This is a genomic window from Pseudomonas sp. NPDC089918, from assembly GCF_050280605.1.
In the GTDB taxonomy this organism is placed as follows: Bacteria; Pseudomonadota; Gammaproteobacteria; order Pseudomonadales; family Pseudomonadaceae; genus Aquipseudomonas.
The window spans coordinates 1-20588 of record NZ_JBNNVP010000028.1 but is presented as its reverse complement, the minus strand read 5'-3'; the positions used below and the strand labels follow the sequence as shown (position 1 = coordinate 20588).

Here is a 20588-nt window from a genome sequence, read left to right as displayed (position 1 = left end):
TTATCCACAGGTAGTACGTTGCAACACCCTCAAAAACGCATTATCTTGTACCTCGGCGCTAAAAAAACCCTACATGTAGGGTTTTAGCTTAAAAGCCCAACCACATTTCAGACCAGAAACTCAAGCGCTTTATTGCCTGTTTATGGTTGAACCAAGCACGATTTTACAAGCCCAAACCGCATGCGCGGATGGCACCGTTTTTTCAGGCCAGAACAGCCAGAACGGTACGGGTGTTGCAGTCAAAACTGGCACCCCAGAAAGGAATCCGGTTTCGAGCCCTGGCTCGCGGCCAAAGACTTCGGCAAGGAAGCGGCATCATTAGCCTTTTCCTACTGTCCCGAAGTTGTTATGCCCGACGCCACGTCGGTTGTAGTGCTTCAGGACAGAACGGTGGGCACCGTGATGGTGCCCAAACAAACATAGAGAATGTGGAGACAACCCCCCATGCAAACCGACACAACTCGCGAGAACCCGCAGGGCACCTTGCCGCAGGCCGCCGATTCGAATTCGGATCTGTCCGCCACCGCGCCTGGCCAACTGCGCGTGATCAAGCGAAACGGGACTGTCGTTCCTTACACCGATGACAAAATCACCGTCGCCATCACCAAAGCGTTTCTTGCAGTTGAAGGCGGCACCGCTGCCGCTTCGTCGCGCATCCACGACACCGTTGCCCGCCTGACCGAACAAGTCACCGCCACCTTCAAGCGTCGAATGCCATCGGGCGGCACCATCCACATCGAAGAAATCCAGGACCAGGTCGAACTGGCCCTGATGCGTGCCGGCGAGCAGAAAGTTGCCCGCGACTACGTGATCTACCGCGACGCCCGTTCCAAGGAACGCGCTGTACGCGCCCCTGCCGAGGACGCGGTACAGGCTCACCCGTCGATCCGCATCACCCGCGCCGATGGCAGTCTTGCACCTCTGGACATGGGTCGTCTGAACACCATCGTCACTGAAGCGTGCGAAGGTCTGGAAGAAGTCGACGGCGACCTGATCCAGCGCGAAACCCTGAAGAACCTGTACGACGGCGTGGCCCTGACCGACGTCAACACTGCTCTGGTGATGACCGCCCGTACGCTGGTCGAGCGTGAGCCGAACTACTCGTTCGTGACCGCCCGCCTGCTGATGGACACCCTGCGTGCCGAAGGCCTGAACTTCCTGGGCGTCGCCGAGAGCGCGACTCACCACGAAATGGTCGATCTGTACGCCAAGGCACTGCCGGCGTACATCGCCAAAGGTATCGAATTCGAATTGCTGAACCCGGTTCTGGCGTCCTTCGACCTGGAAAAACTCGGCAAGGCAATCAACCACGAGCGCGATCAGCAGTTCACGTACCTGGGCCTGCAAACCCTGTACGACCGTTACTTCATCCACAAGGATGGCGTGCGTTTCGAACTGCCGCAGATTTTCTTCATGCGCGTGGCCATGGGCCTGGCAATCGAAGAAAAGAACAAAGAAGACCGTGCGATCGAGTTCTACAACCTGTTGTCGTCCTTCGACTACATGTCGTCGACCCCGACCCTGTTCAACGCCGGCACCCTGCGTCCACAGCTGTCGAGCTGCTACCTGACCACCGTGCCGGATGACCTGTCGGGCATCTACCACGCGATCCACGACAACGCCATGCTGTCGAAATTCGCTGGCGGCCTGGGTAATGACTGGACGCCGGTTCGTGCGCTGGGCTCGTACATCAAGGGCACCAACGGCAAATCCCAGGGCGTTGTACCGTTCCTGAAAGTAGTGAACGACACCGCCGTCGCCGTTAACCAGGGTGGCAAGCGCAAAGGCGCTGTGTGTGCCTACCTGGAAACCTGGCACATGGACATCGAGGAGTTCATCGAACTCCGTAAGAACACCGGTGATGACCGTCGTCGTACCCACGACATGAACACTGCCAACTGGATCCCTGACCTGTTCATGAAGCGTGTCTTCGATGACGGCCCGTGGACCCTGTTCTCGCCATCCGAAGTGCCGGATCTGCACGACCTGACCGGCAAGGCTTTCGAAGAGCGTTACGAGTACTACGAAGCCCTGTCCCAGTACCCGGGCAAGATCAAGCTGTTCAAGACCATTCAGGCCAAAGACCTGTGGCGCAAAATGCTGTCCATGCTGTTTGAAACCGGCCACCCATGGCTGACCTTCAAAGACCCGTGCAACCTGCGCAGCCCGCAGCAGCACGTGGGCGTGGTTCACAGCTCGAACCTGTGCACCGAGATCACCTTGAACACCAACAAGGACGAGATCGCCGTTTGCAACCTGGGCTCGATCAACCTGCCGAACCACATCACCAACGGCAAGCTGGACACCGCCAAGCTGGAACGCACCGTGAACACCGCCGTTCGCATGCTCGATAACGTTATCGACATCAACTACTACTCGGTGCCACAAGCGAAGAACTCCAACTTCAAGCACCGTCCGGTCGGTCTGGGCATCATGGGCTTCCAGGACGCTTTGTACCTGCAGCACATCCCTTACGGTTCCGACGCTGCCGTCGAGTTCGCCGACAAGTCGATGGAAGCGGTCAGCTACTACGCGATCCAGGCGTCCTGCGACCTGGCCGACGAGCGCGGCGCTTACGAGACGTTCCAGGGTTCGCTGTGGTCCAAAGGCATCCTGCCGCTGGATTCGCAACAGATCCTGATCGAGCAACGTGGCCAGAAGTACATCGACGTTGACCTGAACGAATCCCTGGACTGGGCACCGGTTCGCGCCCGTGTGCAGAAAGGCATTCGTAACTCCAACATCATGGCCATCGCACCGACCGCGACCATCGCCAACATCACTGGCGTGTCGCAGTCGATCGAACCGACTTACCAGAACCTCTACGTGAAATCGAACCTGTCGGGCGAATTCACCGTGATCAACCCGTACCTGGTTCGCGACCTGAAGGCTCGCGGTCTGTGGGACTCGGTCATGATCAACGACCTGAAGTACTACGACGGTTCGGTGCAGCAGATCGAGCGCATCCCGCAAGAACTCAAAGAGCTTTATGCAACTGCGTTCGAAGTGGACACCAAGTGGATCGTCGACGCGGCAAGCCGTCGTCAGAAGTGGATCGATCAGGCCCAATCGCTGAACCTGTACATCGCCGGCGCTTCGGGCAAGAAGCTGGACGTGACCTACCGCATGGCCTGGTACCGTGGTCTGAAAACCACCTACTACCTCCGCGCCCTGGCCGCGACCAGCACCGAGAAGTCGACCATCAACACCGGTAAGCTGAACGCTGTTTCCAGCGGCGGCAACCACGGTGACGACTCGGTCCTGGCAGCTCCTGCCGGCCCTGCTCCAGTGCCGAAGGCGTGCGCCATCGACGAGCCGGATTGCGAAGCTTGCCAATAAGCTGAGCCGGTGAGCGCTGAAAGGCGCTTACCTCGATAACCCCCGATGAGCCTCTGGCTTGTCGGGGGTTTTCTTTTGCCTGCTTTAAGTCAAAAGATCGCAGCCTCGCTTCGCTCGACAACTCCTACAGGGATCGCATGTCAATGTAGGAGCTGTCGAGCGAAGCGAGGCTGCGATCTGTATCTACCACCCACAAAAAAGCCCCTCTTGCGAGGGGCTCTTTGTGAAGCGCTATTCGCAAACCAACATCAGGTCATCTGAATGATGGTCTGCATGATGGTGCTCTGGGTGGAGATGGTCTTGGCGTTTGCCTGGTAGTTGCTCTGGGCTTTGATCAGCTCGACCAATTCGTTGGTCAGGTTGACGTTGGACTCTTCCAGGGAGTTGGACACGACCGAACCCAGAGTGCCGGTTGTCGGCGCATCGACACCCGCCACGCCCGAGGCGAAGGTTTCTTTCCAGCGGGTACCACCGATCGGTTGCAAGCCTTGCTCGTTAGCGAAGCTGGCGACTGCAACCTGGCCGATCGCCTTGGTTTGCTGGTTGCTGAAGTTGGCGGTCATGACGCCGGTGGCGTCGATCGTCAGGCTGGAGATCTGGCCGGTGGCGTAACCATCCTGGAACTGGGCGGTACGAGCGGTTGGCGAGTTGTAAGAAGTGGTCAGCGCCATGTTGAACGCGATACCGCCAGTGGCAGCGACAGAACCGTTCGGGCCCCAGGTCACAGGAGTCGTTGCGGCGTTGGTAATGGTACCTGGCACCCAACCGGTCATGGTCAACGTGTTGCCAGTCTGGGTCCAGCCAGCACCCGCCGTCAGCGTATTGATGCTGCCATCGGAGTTGAAAGTGATGTCGGCAGTAATCGCCACTGGTGGCGTGGTAGCGGGGTTGGCCGGGGAACGACCATCCATGTAGGTGTGGACACGCCAGGCGTTGGTACCCGTTTTCACGTAGTACTGATCCATGGTGTGCTCGTTACCCTGGCTATCGTAGACCTTGGTGGAAATGGTCTTGTTATAGCTGTTGGTATCGGTCGGGCTGAACGTGGCCACGGTCGGTAATGTTTCCGCCGAATTCAGGTTCATCGTCTGATCGACCTTGGTGGTCGGGTTTGGCTTGAGGCTCGACGTATCAATCTTCAAGTCAGTCAACACACCGTTGATGATCTTGCCGTTGGCATCAACGCCATAACCCTGCAAACGGTTGCCGTTGTTATCGACCACATAGTTTTCAGCATCAGTCTTGAACGCACCGGCACGGGTGTAGCTCAGGGAGCCGTTGTCGCTGAGGATGAAGAAGCCGTTGCCCTGGATGCCCATGTCCAGCACGTTGCCGGTGTTGTTCACGTCGCCCTGGCCGAACTGCTGGGAAACGTTGGCCAGACGCACGCCGTTGCCGACGGTCTTGCTGCCGGTACCCAGGCGAGTGGCCGAGTACACGTCTTCGAATTCTGCACGGGAGGATTTGAAACCGGTGGTCGCGACGTTGGCGATGTTGTTGCCGGTCACGTCCAGTTGTTTGTTGGCTGCATAGAGACCGCTAAGGCCGATATTGAAAGACATATTCCACTCCTTGTGCCGTGTTAGTCGGCTCTATATACCAATGGTTTGTACTTTGGACAGGGCAACGCTGCCCATGCCTGCCAGGTTCAGCATCAACTCACCGCCGGTCTGGCTGATGGTCACGCTGTTAACGGTCGCTGGCAGATAAGTAATCAGCGATGTCGCCTTGCTGTCGATGGTGGCCGTTGCGCCGAAGGTGTAAGTACCCGCCGGTGCCACCGCGCCAGCATCGTCCTTGCCGTCCCAGATAAAACTGGCGTTACCGGCACTTTGACTGCCCAACTCGAGCGTACGGATGGTCTTGCCTTCCGAGTTGGTGATCTTGACGGTGGCAGCGGCAACCGAGGTTGGCACCACGACGGTACCGTTAAGGCTCTTGGAGGTGTCGACCATGGTTTTGTCGGTCTGCGCAATGACGGAGCGCCCCACCAGCGAAGAAGCCTGCAAGGCTTGCGAGGAGCTGTAGCTGCTGGCAAGGCCGCTGACCGTATCGTTCAGCGTGGTGATACCTTCAAGGCTACTGAACTGCGCCAGCTGGGCCACGAACTCGCTGTTGTCCTGAGGATCGAGCGGGTTCTGGTTTTTCAGCTGAGTCACCAACAGTTGCAGGAACGCGTCCTTGCCCAATGCCTGGCCGCCGGTAGCGGCCGAGGTCAGGCTGTCTTTGGTGGTAGTGGTCTGGACCGAAGAGTTGGCCAGAACATCGCTGATAACGCTCATACGAATCGCCCCTTATCACTGACCGAGGGTCAGGACCTTCTGCATCATGGTTTTGGCGGTATTCATCATTTCGGCGTTGGTCTGGAACGAACGGCTCGCGGAAATCATGTCGGCCATTTCTTCGACGACATTGACGTTCGGGTAATAGACGTAGCCCTTGCCATCAGCAGCCGGATGGTTCGGCTCGTAGCGCGCTTCAAGGTTGCTCTGGTCTTCGACCACGCCCAGCACTTGCACGCCTTGACCGGCAGCGTCCTGGTTCTGGAACAGCGAATCGCTGCCGCCGCTCTGGCCGCCCTGGAACATGGTGGCGAATACCGGGTGGCGGGCACGGTAGGTCTGGTCGATGCTCGACGAGACGGTCTCGGCGTTGGCGATGTTCGAGGCGACGGTGTTCAGACGAGTGGTCTGGGCACTCATGCCGCTACCGGCAATGTTGAAAACACTGGCAAGGGACATGACTTACTCTCCACGCAGGGCTGATACCAGCCCTTTGAATTTACTGTTGAGCAGGGTGAAGCTGGCCTGGAAGTTAACCGCGTTTTCCGCGTAGTTCGACTGTTCCAGTTGGGCGTCCACGGTGTTCTGGTCGATCGACGGTTGCATCGGCGTGCGATACATCAGCGACTCGTCGCCATTGCCCATGCCTTCAGCTTCGATGTGACGGCTGTTGGTCATGTTCAAGGCGAACTTGCCGTTTTTGGTTTTCTCGTTTTGCTCGGCGAGCACTTTCGAGAAATCCAGATCCCGAGCCTTGTAGTTCGGGGTGTCGGCGTTGGCGATGTTGTTGGCCAGGACTTCGGCACGCTGAGCGCGGAAGCCCAGGGCTTGTTCATGGATACCGAGCGCTTTATCGAAGCTGATGCTCATGTCGGGAAACCTTCGGGTGACCTGATTTTTCGTAACATGGACATAGCAAGCGGCGTGCCAATTCAAAAAAGCCCGTAAACCGGGGCTTTGCGCGCGGTGGCAAGCCGGCAATGCCAGAAAAGCGGCAACCGATTTCCGCCGCCTGCCGCTTTTCTGCCGCTTATCACCATCGCCAGAACAACAACGGCCCCCTTGTGGGAGCTGACTGTGGCGAGGGGGCTTGCCCCCGTTTGAGTGCGTAGCACTCATAGGATTTTGGCTACATCAGAGATTTTAGGTCTGCTTCGCAGCCCAACGGGGGCAAGCCCCCTCGCCACAGCCCGCTCCCACAGGGGTTGTGGTGATTTTGAGAGATAATTACGGGCATAAAAAAACGGGAGCCCCCTGAGGACTCCCGTTTTTTTATGCCGTCAACGAATCACTTCGCCTGGTAAATGATCCCCGGGCTGCACTGGACCATCTGGTAATGGTCCGGCAAACCGTTCAGCGCCTCGGACGCGCCAAGGAACAGATAACCGCCCGGCTTCAGCGTGCTGTGGATGCGCAACAGGATGTCTTTCTTCACCTCGGCGGAGAAGTAGATCAGCACGTTGCGGCAGAACACGATGTCGAACTTGCCCAGGCTCGCATAGCTGTCCAGCAGGTTGAACGAGCGAAATTCCACCCGACTCTTGATCGGCGCCTTGATCGCCCAACGTCCCGGCCCTTTCGGGTCGAAGTAACGCTGAAGGCGCTCGGGCGACAGACCGCGGCCGATGGCCAGGCTGTCGTACTCGCCGGTCTTGCAGTTGGTCAGCATGGTGCCGGACAGGTCAGTGGCAACGATCTGCACGCCCATCTTCAACTGGCCCATGTTGACCCGTTCGAACTCATCGATGGACATCGACAGAGAATACGGTTCCTGACCCGACGAACACGCCGCCGACCAGATCCGCAGGCGCTGGCCGGGGCTTGCCTTGATCGCTGCAGGCAAGACCTTGTTCTTCAAGACTTCAAACGGATAGGTGTCACGAAACCACAGGGTTTCGTTGGTGGTCATGGCATCCACCACCATCTCGCGCAAACCACTGCGCGGCTGAGTCTGGATGCGCTGAACCAGCTCACCCAGCGATTTGATGCCCTGCTGTTCCATCAGTTTGTTGAGACGGCTCGAGACCAGGTATTGCTTGTTTTCACCGAGCAAAATGCCACAGGCTTTTTCCAGGAATACCCGGAACTGTTCAAAATCCAAATTACCCGTAGACAAAGATGCCGCCTCTTAAATCGTGTTGACCGCCAGGGACAGAAGGCCCCTAGCTGTTATCTGCTGCTTTGATCCGGTCGACTACCCGGGATGCCAGGTCATCAGGACGGAATTTGGCCAGAAAGTCATCGGCACCGACCTTCTTGACCATCGCCTGATTGAACACACCCGACAACGAAGTGTGCAGGATGATATGCAGCTTTTGCATGCGCGGATCACTGCGGATTTCGGCCGTCAGGGTGTACCCGTCCATCTCCGGCATCTCGATGTCGGAGATCATCATCAGGAACTCTTCTTCCGGCTTCTTGCCCTCATCGACCAGCTTGCGCAGGTAATCCAGCGCTTGCCGACCGTCGTTCAACGCCACCACTTCGACGCCGACCGTTTGCAGGCAACGGGTCACCTGCTTGCGCGCCACCGATGAATCGTCGACCGTTAGCACGCGCAAGGACAACGCCTTGTGCTGAGTATCGACATCCACCACGCCCACCGAAATCGCTTCCGGTGTCGGTGACACTTCCGCCAGCACCTTCTCGACGTCGATGATTTCGACTAACTGATTGTCGACCCGAGTCACCGCCGTCAAGTAATGATCGCGCCCGGTGCCCTTGGGTGGCGGATGAATCTCCTCCCAGTTCATGTTGACGATGCGCTCTACCGATCGAACCAGGAAACCCTGAGTCTTGGTGTTGTACTCCGTGATGATCACGAAGGGACTGCTTTGATCTTTCAGCGCTCCGGAACCGGTCGCCATCGCCAGATCCAGAATCGGAATGGTCGCCCCCCGAATATTCGCCACACCGCACACGACAGGACTGGACTTGGGCATCAGGGTCAGTTTGGGGCATTGCAGCACCTCACGAACCTTGAACACGTTGATCCCATACAGCTGCTGGCCGTCGAGACGGAACAACAACAGCTCAAGGCGATTCTGCCCCACCAGTTGCGTGCGCTGGTTCACCGAATCCATTACACCAGCCATGCCCAGACTCCTACACCAACGCTAAGTGTGTTGCGACGCACATTCTTCACTAAACGGCACGGCGCTTGCTTTTTAACTCTTATGAACACAGAACCGACATTTTTCCGACACCTGACATCAGCCTGCCGCAGATTGCTCTGCGCGATGTCGGCCGTTTGCCTGTTCAACGCTGGCAGCCCTGCCCTTGCTGACGCGGTTACCTTGCCTGACATGCTTATCGGCGTCACTCAGGGCTTTCTTGAATTCACCGTAGAAGACTATCTGGCCACCAGTCAAACGCAAGGACGCTACGAAATCGAGGTCAACCAGCTCGATCCGCGCCTGCGCATGCCTATGTGCGACAAGGAATTGACAGCCACCCTCGAGAGCCCCGCGAGGCCTCTGGGCCGGGTTACGGTCAAGGTTCGCTGCGACGGCACCTCCCCCTGGACAGTCTTCGTACCCGCTCAAGTACGGCTGTTTCGCGACATCGTGACCACCACCCGTCCGCTCAAGCGCACAGGGATTATCGAGCCTCAGGACGTGACCCTGCGAGAGCGCGATATCAGCCTGATAAATCAGGGTTTTCTGACTTCCGTCGATCAAGCGATCGGACAAAAACTGACCCGACCAATGGTCGCTGATCAGGTGATTACCTTGGTGCATCTCGAACAGGCGGAAGTCATTCGCAAGGGCGATCAGGTGGTGATTACCGCCCGCAGTGGTACGCTCAGTGTACGTATGCCGGGTGAAGCGCTGTCCAATGGCGGCATGAGCGAACAGATTCGCGTGAAAAACCTTAACTCCCAGCGGGTTATCAAGGCGCAAGTCACCGCGCCCGGGCAGGTGGAAGTTTCTATGTGAGCGGCCACGTAGTTTGTGAAGAGATGGCGCGCCACTGGGCTGTTGCCTAAACTGTGCCGCATGCAGGACACACGCTGGCGCATGCACGCTCATTGATAAATGGGCCTAAAGTTTTCACAGCAAGAGCCGAAAACATGGCAAGCGTCCAAATACCCAGAGGTTTTTTGTCATGGTCATCGATTTCAGTCGTTTAAACAGCTCCTCGTCACTTACGGGCAGTACACGTACCAGCGCCGCGAAGGAAACCGCCGAAGCCGGCCAATCCGCCCCGCTGAATACCCCGGCCGAGCAGGCCAGTACCACCAAAAGCGGGGAATCGGTACACCTCAGCAATGAGGCTCAACAGTTGCAGAAGGTCACTGACAAGCTGCGCGATCAGCCTGCCGTCGACAAAGCCCGCGTGGCCGAGTTGAAAGCAGCGATTGCCGATGGCAGCTATAAAGTCGACAGCAACCGTGTAGCCAGCAAACTGCTCAACTTCGAAGCCCAGCGCTAGGCCACGGCCGCGCCAGGCTTTTGGACGCTTAAAACCCAAGGCCAGCCATGCACGACACTAATTTACTGCAACTGATCATCGACGACTTTGCCCCGGCGCAACACTTGCTGGAGCTGCTGCAAACCGAGTCCCTCGCGCTGCACGGTCGCGACATGCCACTGCTCGAAGAGATTCTGGCGCAGAAACAGGCATTGATCATTTTGCTTGAGCAGCATGGCCGCAAGCGCAGTGAAATCCTCGCCAGTCTCAACCTGCCGACCAATCGCCAAGGCCTGGAGCAACTTGCCAGCCATTCGAGCATTGGCGATCAGTTGCTGGCACAGAGCGACGTGCTGACCGACCTACTGGCCCAGTGCCAGGCCGCCAACGTTAACAATGGCCAGTCGATTCTGGTGCAGCAGGCCGCCACGGCCAACCAGCTGAAAATCCTCACCGGCGGCGAGCCGCCAGCGCTCTATGATGCCCGCGGTTCAACCTCCAGGCTCGCAAAGCCACGCCCGCTCAGTCAGGCTTGAGCCTTTCAATGAGCACGCTCTATCAAGACGCGAAACATGCTGGCAGAATGCTAGCCAGTAGTCATATTTGTCTGGAGATTGATGCCCCGTGTTCAATGCCTTAAACGCGGAAGATGCTCCGCAGCCACCCAAGGTGCTCACTACGCCCCTGGAAATCTCCGGCAATCTGCGTCAGCTGCAAGACAGCCATGACCCGCTGATCATCACGTTCCATGAGCGCAGCCAGCGCTTCCAGAGTTATCTGGTGGACATCGACCGTGACAGCAACATGATCGCCCTGGACGAAATGATTCCGCGCGATGGCGAACGTTTTCTGCTGGCCGGTGAACCGTTCAAGGTCGAAGGCTTCCACGACGGCGTACGCATCGCCTGGGAAAGCAATGGCCCGCTGACCATCGACGACTCCGGCGATGGCCGCTGCTACCGTGGCGCACTGCCCGATGAGGTGGTTTATCACCAGCGCCGCAATGCTTTCCGCGCCGCGTTGAAGCTGGCGCAACTGGTCAACGTCGATCTGGGTGGCGACAAACTCAAATCGGCCATCAGCGGCAAACTGCTGGACATCTCCGCCACCGGCTGCAAATTGCGCTTCGAGGGGGACATCACCGCCAGCCTGCAACTGGGCCAGGTCTACGACCGCTTCGTCGCTGCCCTGCCCTTCGGCAGCATGACGGCACCGGTCGAACTGCGTTACCTGCACTTCGAAGAAAAGATCAACACCACCTTCGCCGGCGTGCGTTTTCACAACATGAGCGGCCTGGTGCAGCGCCAGGTCGAGCGGTTCGTCTATCAGCTTCAGCGCGAAGCACGGCGTTTCGATAAAGACGACTTCTGATACGCCACGCCCATAAAAAACGGGCAGTCCCTTGCGGTGACTGCCCGTTTTTTTATGCCTTGATCAAGGCCTTGCTTCGGTAAAGCTTTGCTCGCGACCTGTGTCAGGGTCTTCGGGCTCCGAATCCGTTTCAGGCGCTGATTCGGGTTCTGCATCCGGATTGAAATCAGCCTCCGGGTTGACAGGGTTCTGCATCTGATCCTGCACTACCTGTTCATCGACTCGCGGGTCCAGGCAAGCGACCAATGGCGAGCTCGACATACTGTCCGGCATGGCCACGTGATGCAGCGGAGCATCGTCCACCTGATGCAGGTTGGTGACCGCTTTGGGGCGAATTCGCCACACCAGCACCAGCGCAAAGAAGCTGAAGAAGGCATAGAGCATCTGACTGCCGAACAGCTTCATCAACACCCCGGCTACCAACGGTCCGATACTCGCGCCGACACCATAAGTCACCAGCAGCATCGCCGTCAGCGACACCCGACGATCACCCTCGACGTGGTCGTTGGAGAACGCCACCGCCAACGGGTACAGGCAGAACTGCACCAACGAGCAGAGGAACCCGGCAATGAACAGCACCTCCAGCGGCACCTGCCGCATGATCGCCAGCGGCAACGCAGCCAGCGCCAGGCTAAACGCGAAACAGCGGATCAACAGCGCCCGGTCATAGCGGTCCGACAGCCAACCCAACGGCCACTGCACCACCAGGCCTGCAAAAATGCAGCTACCCATGAACAGACCGACTTGTTCGGTGGACAGCCCTTGCTGCGAGGCATACAGCGGCGCCAGACCGTAGAATGAACCGACGATCAAACCCGACCCCAACACCGTGCTCAACGACTGTGGCACGCGCTTGATGAAGAAGCGTGGTTCCATCGGCGCCGGGTGCAAAGGCGCCGGGTGAATCCGCCGCGTCAGGGCCACCGGTACCAGGCAAAGGGCGAAACACAGTGCGACCAGCATCAGCAGTTCCAGGCCCAGGCCCGGGTGCATGACCAGAATCAGCTGACCCAGCACCAGCCCCAGGTACGAAGCGATCATGTAGCCGCTGAACACCACGCCACGCTTATTGGCTTCTGCCTGCTCATTGAGCCAGCTTTCGATCACCATGTACTGGCACATCATGCCCAGGCCGACGATCACCCGCAGGAACAGCCACGCGGGCAGCCAGTCCACCAAGCCATGGCCCAGCACTGCCGCGCCGACGATCCCGGCGCAGGCTGAATAAGCTCGAATATGCCCGACCCGGGCAATCAGCCGATGGCCGATCTTGCCGCCCAGCACCAGGCCGAAATAGTTGGCCGCCATCAACGCACCGACCCACAGGCTATCGACTTTATCGGCCGCCAGGCGCAGGGCAAGGTAAGTACTCAACAGGCCCGAGCCGATCAACATCATCAGCGAGGCGAAATAAAGCCCCCGAAAAGATTTCAAGATTTGGCGCATCGGCGTTCCGAGCGGCTCCTTGCAGTGAGTATCGGGCTATCGACAAACGATAGCCCGACGGCGACGGGTCGTCAGGCCTGGGCTGCTAGAACACGCCGTTCCCAGGGAGTAATTTCATCAAAGAAGCTGGTCAACTCCATGGTCTTCGAAGCGATGTAGCCTTCGATGAACTCCTTGCCGAACAGTTCCTTCGCCAATTGGCTACGTTTCAGACGTTCAAGAGCGGCATGCAAGGTACACGGCAACGAAAGATTATCCGGCACAACGAACTCACCCTGGATCGGCTCGCTCGGCTCCAGTTTGTTCTCGATGCCATATAACCCCGCGGCCAGGCTCGCGGCGATCGCCAGATACGGATTGGCATCGGCCCCCGGCAAGCGGTTTTCGACCCGACGAGCGACCGGTGAACTGGCCGGAATGCGCAATCCGGCCGCGCGATTATCGTGGGACCAGCAGGCATTGTTCGGCGATGCGAAAGGATGGCACAGACGCTGATAGGAGTTCACGTTCGGCGCAAACAGCGCAGTGAAATCCGCCATGCCGGCCTGCTGGCCACCGATGAAATGACGGAAGGTCGCGGTCGGCTCGCCGGCTTTGTCGCTGAACACGTTACGCCCGGTGCCGATCTCGACGATGCTTTGGTGAATATGCATCGAACTGCCCGGCGTGTGCGCCAACGGCTTGGCCATGCAGACCACGGTCAGCCCATGTTTGAGCGCCACTTCCTTGAGCAGATGCTTGAACAACAAGGTCTGGTCGGCCAACAGTAGCGGATCGCCGTGCAGCAGGTTGATCTCGAACTGGCTGACACCCATCTCGTGCATGAAGGTATCGCGCGGCAAGCCCAACGCCGCCATGCATTCGTAGACTTCATTGAAGAACGGCCGCAAGCCGTTATTGGAACTGACGCTGAACGCCGAATGACCGTCCTCGCGACGACCGTCCAGGCCCAGTGGTGGCTGGAAGGGTTGCTTCGGGTCAGGGTTGGGCGCAAAGACGAAGAACTCCAGCTCGGTCGCCACCACCGGCGCCAGACCAAGAGCGGCGTATCGAGCGATCACGGCCTTGAGTTGACCGCGGGTCGACAACGGGGAGCTCTCGCCAGTCAGTTCGTCCGCATCACAAATGGCCAGCGCCCGAGGCTGCTGGCTCCAGGGCAAGCGGTGGATCTGCGCGGGATCAGGCACCAGCGCCAGGTCGCCATCATCGCTGCCATAAAAACGCGCTGGCGGATAACCGCCCATGATGCATTGCAGCAGCACGCCCCGCGCCATCTGCAAACGCCGCCCTTCAAGAAATCCTTCGGCGGTCATCACCTTGCCGCGCGGTACGCCGTTCAGGTCCGGCGTGACACATTCAATCTCATCAATGCCCGTCAATCGCTGCGCGAGTGAACGATGGCCATCGGTTGTCATGACGCAATCCTTGTTGTTGTACGAGCCGCGAACGGCGACCCGTACAAAATAGGCTTCGGCTGTTCGGAATATCAAGCAGCGTCAAACAAAAAGGTGCAGGAACCACCGAAGGCTGCGTTCCTGGCCTGAACAGCATGGTCCCCGTAATCACGCCCTGACAACACCGTCCCTGGCCTGAACAACACCGTTTCCTGCCCTGACAATACGGTCCCTGTAGGAGCTGCCGAAGGCTGCGATCTTTTGACTTTGCTTTTTAAACACAAGATCAAAAAATCGCAGCCTTCGGTAGCTCCTACGGGGATTGTGTCTGTCAGGGGAGATACAGGCTGAACACGCCGCCGCCCAAGGGGCCGCCATTGCTGATTTCGGTGCGTCCGCCCACGCCGTTGCGCTGATGCAAGGCGGCAATCCGTCCGGCAAAGTACAGGCCCAGGCCGGTGCTGCCACTGCTGTGGTTGATGCCCTGCACGTAATCGGCCTGACGCTCGATCATCTCGGGCGGATAACCCTCACCATCGTCATTGATGGTCAGCACCAGTTGCCCGGCCTCATCGCTGACGCTGATCAACAAGGCATGGCGGGTGTAACGAATGGCATTGTTGATGCAGTTGGCGAGTACCGAGGCAATCAGTTCCCGATCGAAGAAACCCAGCGGGCTCAACGGGTCCACTTCATAGCTCGCGATAATGCCGCGGCTGGCGAACACTTCCTGGTGAGCCGCCAGTTGCGCCTCAATGAAATCATCCAGCTCATGGTAGGCCGGCTGCAACGGCATCTGGTTGACGCCGAGTTTGTACAGCCCCAGCAATTGCACCAGCATGCCATTGAGGTGGGCGAACTCGAAGTCGATCACGCCCTGCTCCGGGGTGTGTTGCTCGGGATCGGGCAAGCGCGCCAGCCATTGGCTGTGCGCCTGCATCAGCATGGCCAGGGAGTTCTTCATGTCATGCACGGTGGAGGCAATCACCGTGGAAAAGTCGAGTGACGGTTCGCTGTCGATCATTCGCCGAACGCCTTGATTTTCAGTTTCTGGTAGCGCGGATAACGCGCGTCGGTATCGGGCATCAGGCCGACGGTTTTCAGGCAGGCCCGGCATTCTTCCAGTTCGGCCGACGGCACGCTGGTGTCAGTGCCATGCAACAGCGACTGCGCCATGTTCAGGGCAATACTGATGTTCTTCGGTTGCAACGCCAGGGCTTTGCGGAATACATCCCGGGCTTCCACCAGGTTGCCGGTCTTGTACACCCGCACGCCCTGACGGTTAAGGTCGGCGGCCGCGTTACCGGAGTTGAGGATGGTCGGGTCGTCGGTCAGTTTGGCGATGCCTTTCATCACGGTCGGATCGTCGCCGTAGATTTCCGCACAGTTTTTCAGCATCGAAGCGCCGGCACTCGCCTGCCCCAACATTTGCAGCTGCTTGGCCACCAGCAGCGCCGCTTCGGCGCTCATGAACTGCTCCATGCCATCGAGGCGCATCATCGCCTGCTCGGTGAGCTTCTCGGCGGTTTCGGCATCGTTGAGCAGCAGACTGGTGGCTTTCATCAGGCGCGCACGAATCTGCAAGCCGGGGTCGGAAGGGTTCTCCTTCGCCACCGCACTCAGCGTTGTGTTGATTTCAAGACGGGTCCGGGTATCCAGGCCCTTTTCGCTGCCTTTGCTAATCAGGGCATGGGCCAGGCCGAGGTTGCTTTCCGCATCCTTGAAACGTGACTGCGCCCCTTGGGCCACGGCCTGGCGATAGGCTTTGGAGGCGGTGTCGAAATCTTCGTTGGCCATCGCCAGCTTGCCCAGCAATGCTTGTCGGCGCACCGCCAGCGGCGACAGGCGAATAGCCTCTTCCAGGACTCTCTGCGCCCCCTTGGTGTCGCCTTCGGCGACCAGCACATCGGCCATGCCGTCGTAGAGGGCCGGCATCATCGGAAAAACTTTCAGGGCTTTTTCATAAATGCCTTTGGCCTGGCTGACCTGGCCGCGCTTGAACAGCAACTGGCCCAACCCGGCAAATGCCCATGGCAATGGTCGATCGGCAATGATGCCGTCATAGAGGCGTTCCAGCGCTTCGTTCTGGTTCAAATCGCGCAACGCATCGGCGCGGTAACGCAGGCACAGCGGCGAATACCGAATGTCCTGTTTGCACAGGGCAATGCAGGCATTGAGCACTTCAACCGGTTTGCCCCGGTCAAGGGCTTGCAGGATCGGTTTGAGCAACGTTTTGCGCTGCTCCAGCCGTTCCAGGCGCTGGGCCAGGCCGGAACGGTTGAACGGCTTGGTCAGGTAAGCGTCGGGCTCATGCTCCAGTGCGCTGAGCACCATGGCCTGGCTGGTTTCGGCAGTGACCATGACAAACACGCTTTCATGGCTGATCAGTTTCTCGATCATCAGGTCTTCGAGTACCTGCTGACCGTTCTTCTTGCCGTCGCCCAGGTGGAAATCCTGCAGGATGAAATCGTAGGACTTCTGCGAGCACATGCGCAGCGCCTGTTCACCGGTATCGGCGGTGTCGACGTCCTTGACGCCCAGCTCCCGCAGCATGGACCTGACGGAACTGCGGAAATCCGAGAAATCATCGACGATCAGGAAGCTTTTTTGGTGATACGACAGCATCGAAGATTTCCAGGCAATTTAAGAAGAACAACCTAAAGGCAGTTACACGGATGAACTCAGCGTCGCGGCCGTTTTTCGGGCGCGCAGATGATAGCGGGAGGCCATAGGCTATCAAGCGATTTCGCACAATTCCGTGATCACACGTGCCGACCGTCAGCGACGAAACTCACACGGCCGATCGGGTTATCGGCCAGTAGTCGCGTTCCCTTGAAGCGGCAAGAGTGCAATTGCGCATTTGGCTGTCATGACAGCTCTCCATGTAAGTCGTCGGGTGGTTCGGGTGTAAAAAATCCCGCCAAAGCAAATGCCCTGGCGGGCGTTTTTAACAGCTGAATACTGAGATCTGATGGAGTTTCAGGGCCGGTACAATTCAGCCAGACCATGCCCCACTTGGGTTTCAGCTCATTCGAGCCGTGCCAGTGTCGAGTGCCCGAACCCCTTTCCCGTCCTCTTCGCCAAAAACAAATCGACATAATATTGACACCTAAATACCCGCCTGTCGGAATATTGGCACGTCGTACTGTTAGCTGCGGTTAACACCTTTACAAAGCCTGCCCCCACAACTAAACACACATCAAACTGATATCAGGAAAGGCCGTATCCCTGAGTCGGTGCTCTCTCAAAACACGGCCTCATCCAGCCATTATTTCAGGAGTCCCTGCCACATGGGTGCTCTCAGTCTATTGCGTGCCATGTGCAGCGCAGCCCCAGCCTCGGGCTCACATTCGCCCGACCTGCCCTGCGATCCGCTCCTCAAGCGCGGCGAACTTTTCCATCTTCGCAATACCCGCGCGCCTCTGCCGGCAGCGCCTGGCCCGTCAGGCCGGCGATGTCCGGCGGCCGCCTCGCACCACTCTTGAACGACCTGAGCGGTGCAAGAACGGGACTTCTTCCTGCTAGCAGTCCCTAGCGATTCTAAAAACAAAAAAATGGCATTTCCGGGAGAAAGACATGGCAACCACCACAACGACTAGCGACGGTACCGTTACTTCGCTTTCCAACACTCCGCAGGCGCAAGACGACATATTCACGACCGGTGTTATTGGCACGAGCACCGCGGCCATCACCGAAGACCTGCTGGGCGTCGTGTACCTGGACGTCATGTCCAATGACCTCGGCGGCAGCGCAAAGACACTGTGGTCACTCGATGACGCGACCAGTCTTTCTACCGCCACCAAGATTTATGCGCCGGCCGACCTCCTGATCCAGGACACGGGCAGAATTGAGGCGACAAGTACTGACACCAGTTTCAACGGGGCAAAGATCTGGATTACCTCGGATGGCAAAATCGGCTACGACGCCGCTACGTTGTCGACTGCTTTCAAGGCACAACTTCAGTCGCTGGCGGGTGGAGGGACTCTGACGGACACCTTTACCTATGCGATTCGTCTCGGCAACGGCACGCTCAGCTGGGCCACTGCGCAGGTGCAGTTCGCAGGTGCGAATGACAGCGTGACGATGAGCATAGGTGTGCAGGCCGGCACAGTAACCGAAGATGCGACCACGACATCGAGCTCGACCGATTCGCTGAGTGCGACAGGCACTATTGCCTTTAGCGATGTTGACCTGAGCGACACGCATACCGCTTCTTTCGTGGCTGCGGGAGACAACGCCACCGCGCTGGGCAATTTCACCCTTGCATCAGTAACTGAAGCGGCCAACGCAGCCGACGGCACGGTTAACTGGACTTACACCCTGAATAATGCGGCAGCCCAATCCCTGGCCCAGGGGCAAACAGTTACTGAAACCTATGTGGTCACCATCAATGATGGGCATGGCTCGTCGACCACGCAGAATGTGATGATCACCATCACCGGCACCAACGATCAGGTGCAGATCACCAGCGGCGTGCAAGCCGGCGATGCCGGGGAAGACAGCGGCGACTACGCAGCCAGCGGCAACATCACCTTCACCGACGTCGACCTGATCGATACCCACAGCGTCACCGTCACGCCGGGCGCTTCCGGCTATCTGGGCAGTTTCACCACTAATCCACTGAGCGACAGCACCGGCACGGGCAGTGGTTCGCTGGGTTGGAACTTCGCGGTGAACAACACCGCCCTGCAGTTCCTCGGCGAAGGCCAGATCGTCACCCAAACCTATAACGTGGCGATTGGCGACGGCGCGGTGCAGACCGTCACCATTACTATCACCGGTACTAACGATCGGCCGACGCTGACGATCGCCGACAGCAGCGGCGCAATGAACGAAGGTAATGGCACCGCCACGCTGAGCGACAGCGGTGCACTGAGTTTTGCCGATGTGGACAACATCGACGTGGTGACTGTGTCGCACACCTCCAACGGCAACATCGCCTGGAGCGGCGGCACGCTCAATGCGGGCGTGGCTTCGGCACTGGTGGCCGGTTTCTCGGTCGATCAGAACAGCTGGGACTACAGCAGCAACCAGAACCTCGACTTCCTCGGTGCGGGTGAAACCATCACCTTCTCGTACACGGTGGTTGCCACCGACAACAGTGGCGCGGCTAATGCTGCTTCGGCGACGCAGACTGTGACCATCACCCTCACTGGCACCAATGACGCACCCGCGCTCAGTTTCGCGACAGGCAACGATATCGGCGCCGTGCAGGAAGACACCACACTCAACGTCAGCGGCCAGTTCAGTTCGGCCGACATCGATCACGCTGCCACCGCCACCTGGAGCATTGCCGGTAGCAACACCGGCAGCTACGGTTCGATCGCCGTCGACAGCACTGGCCAGTGGACGTACACCCTGGCCAATGGCACCGATGGCGTCGCCGGTGCCGTGCAATCGTTGAAGGCTGGCGAGAGTCACAATGAAGTGTTCACCGTGCAGGTCAGCGATGGCCTCGGCGGCATCGATACTCAGCTGGTGACCGTTACCGTCAGCGGCACTAACGACGCCCCGGTACTCAGTTTCGTGACGGGCAACGATGCCGGCGCGGTAAAGGAAGACACCACGCTCAGCGTGAGTGGCCAGTTCAGCTCGGCCGACATCGATCACGCAGCCACGACCAGCTGGACCATCAATGGCTCAGCTACGGGAACCTACGGCTCGATCGCCGTCGACAGCACCGGCCAGTGGACGTACACCTTGGCCAATGGCAGCGATGGCATCGCCAGTGCCGTGCAGTCATTGAAGGCTGGCGAGAGTCACAATGAAGTGTTCAGCGTGCAGGTCAGCGATGGCCTCGGCGGTGTCGACACCCAGCTGGTGACTGTCACCGTCACCGGCAGCAACGACGCACCCGTGCTCAGCTTCGCGACCGGCAATGATGCCGGCGCGGTAAAGGAAGACAGCACCCTCAGCGTCAGCGGCCAGTTCAGTTCGGCCGACATCGATCACGATGCCACGACCAGTTGGACCATCAATGGCTCGGCTACGGGAACCTACGGCTCGATCGCCGTCGACAGCACCGGCCAGTGGACGTACACCCTGGCCAATGGCAGCGATGGCGTCGCCAGTGCCGTGCAGTCGCTGAAGGCTGGCGAAAGTCATAATGAAGTGTTCACCGTGCAGGTCAGCGATGGCCTTGGCGGTTTCGATACTCAGCTGGTGACTGTCACCGTTACCGGTAGCAACGACGCCCCGGTACTCAGTTTCGCGACCAGCAATGATGCCGGCGCGGTAAAGGAAGACACCACCCTCAGCGTCAGCGGCCAGTTCAGCTCGGCCGACATCGATCACGATGCCACGACCAGTTGGACCATCAATGGCTCGGCTTCGGGCACTTACG

Annotated in this window: 16 protein-coding genes; 6 read left to right on the top strand and 10 right to left on the bottom strand. The window is 58.6% G+C overall.

What is annotated here, in order from left to right:
- Positions 1–444 precede the first annotated feature (444 nt).
- On the top strand, positions 445–3339 hold the full coding sequence (locus ACQKPC_RS19555) for a ribonucleoside-diphosphate reductase subunit alpha (protein ID WP_123495860.1): 2895 nt from the start codon (positions 445–447) through the stop codon (positions 3337–3339).
- 248 nt (positions 3340–3587) lie between these two features.
- Here ACQKPC_RS19555 and flgE read toward each other — a convergent pair whose 3' ends face one another.
- From flgE to ACQKPC_RS19525, 6 genes are all read right to left on the bottom strand, one after another.
- Positions 3588–4901: a flagellar hook protein FlgE gene (gene flgE, locus ACQKPC_RS19550; protein WP_427625957.1), complete on the bottom strand. Its 1314-nt coding sequence runs from the start codon at positions 4899–4901 to the stop codon at positions 3588–3590.
- A 30-nt stretch (positions 4902–4931) separates the two neighbouring features.
- Positions 4932–5621: a flagellar hook assembly protein FlgD gene (gene flgD / locus ACQKPC_RS19545; protein ID WP_427625956.1), complete on the bottom strand. Its 690-nt coding sequence runs from the start codon at positions 5619–5621 to the stop codon at positions 4932–4934.
- A 15-nt stretch (positions 5622–5636) separates the two neighbouring features.
- On the bottom strand, positions 5637–6080 hold the full coding sequence (gene flgC / locus ACQKPC_RS19540; protein ID WP_008071781.1) for a flagellar basal body rod protein FlgC: 444 nt from the start codon (positions 6078–6080) through the stop codon (positions 5637–5639).
- Between the two features lie 3 nt (positions 6081–6083).
- Positions 6084–6491: a flagellar basal body rod protein FlgB gene (gene flgB / locus ACQKPC_RS19535; protein ID WP_095634357.1), complete on the bottom strand. Its 408-nt coding sequence runs from the start codon at positions 6489–6491 to the stop codon at positions 6084–6086.
- Between the two features lie 418 nt (positions 6492–6909).
- On the bottom strand, positions 6910–7737 hold the full coding sequence (cheR, locus tag ACQKPC_RS19530; RefSeq protein ID WP_008071786.1) for a protein-glutamate O-methyltransferase CheR: 828 nt from the start codon (positions 7735–7737) through the stop codon (positions 6910–6912).
- 46 nt (positions 7738–7783) lie between these two features.
- On the bottom strand, positions 7784–8716 hold the full coding sequence (locus ACQKPC_RS19525) for a chemotaxis protein CheV (protein WP_427625955.1): 933 nt from the start codon (positions 8714–8716) through the stop codon (positions 7784–7786).
- An 81-nt stretch (positions 8717–8797) separates the two neighbouring features.
- Here ACQKPC_RS19525 and flgA point away from each other — a divergent pair, with 81 nt between their 5' ends.
- The 4 genes from flgA (at position 8798) to ACQKPC_RS19505 (ending at position 11405) form a co-directional block, all read left to right on the top strand.
- Entirely contained in the window at positions 8798–9559 is a 762-nt protein-coding gene (gene flgA, locus ACQKPC_RS19520) for a flagellar basal body P-ring formation chaperone FlgA (RefSeq protein WP_427625954.1), read from the top strand.
- Positions 9560–9728: 169 nt separating this feature from the next.
- Complete coding sequence (gene flgM, locus ACQKPC_RS19515; RefSeq protein ID WP_105346318.1) at positions 9729–10055, top strand: flagellar biosynthesis anti-sigma factor FlgM; 327 nt, start codon at positions 9729–9731, stop codon at positions 10053–10055.
- A 47-nt stretch (positions 10056–10102) separates the two neighbouring features.
- The gene (locus ACQKPC_RS19510) at positions 10103–10570 is read left to right on the top strand and encodes a flagella synthesis protein FlgN (protein WP_427625953.1); all 468 of its coding nucleotides are present in this window, start codon (positions 10103–10105) and stop codon (positions 10568–10570) included.
- An 88-nt stretch (positions 10571–10658) separates the two neighbouring features.
- Entirely contained in the window at positions 10659–11405 is a 747-nt protein-coding gene (locus ACQKPC_RS19505) for a flagellar brake protein (protein ID WP_008071799.1), read from the top strand.
- A 63-nt stretch (positions 11406–11468) separates the two neighbouring features.
- Here the strand turns inward: ACQKPC_RS19505 and ACQKPC_RS19500 are convergent, their stop codons facing one another.
- The 4 genes from ACQKPC_RS19500 to ACQKPC_RS19485 all read right to left on the bottom strand — a co-directional run bounded on the left by ACQKPC_RS19500 (position 11469) and on the right by ACQKPC_RS19485 (position 16870).
- Positions 11469–12851: an MFS transporter gene (locus ACQKPC_RS19500; RefSeq protein WP_008071802.1), complete on the bottom strand. Its 1383-nt coding sequence runs from the start codon at positions 12849–12851 to the stop codon at positions 11469–11471.
- A 71-nt stretch (positions 12852–12922) separates the two neighbouring features.
- Positions 12923–14164, bottom strand: coding sequence for a glutamine synthetase family protein (locus ACQKPC_RS19495; protein ID WP_427625994.1), 1242 nt, complete (start codon positions 14162–14164; stop codon positions 12923–12925).
- A gap of 412 nt (positions 14165–14576) precedes the next feature.
- The gene (locus ACQKPC_RS19490) at positions 14577–15269 is read right to left on the bottom strand and encodes a sensor histidine kinase (RefSeq protein WP_427625952.1); all 693 of its coding nucleotides are present in this window, start codon (positions 15267–15269) and stop codon (positions 14577–14579) included.
- Entirely contained in the window at positions 15266–16870 is a 1605-nt protein-coding gene (locus ACQKPC_RS19485) for a tetratricopeptide repeat-containing response regulator (RefSeq protein WP_008071807.1), read from the bottom strand. Before ACQKPC_RS19485 ends, ACQKPC_RS19490 begins: the two co-directional genes overlap by 4 nt.
- Before the next feature lie 951 nt (positions 16871–17821).
- On the opposite strand from ACQKPC_RS19485, the gene ACQKPC_RS19480 reads away from it, so the two are divergent.
- A partial coding sequence (locus ACQKPC_RS19480) for a beta strand repeat-containing protein (protein ID WP_427625951.1) occupies positions 17822–20588 on the top strand: 2767 nt, incomplete at its 3' end.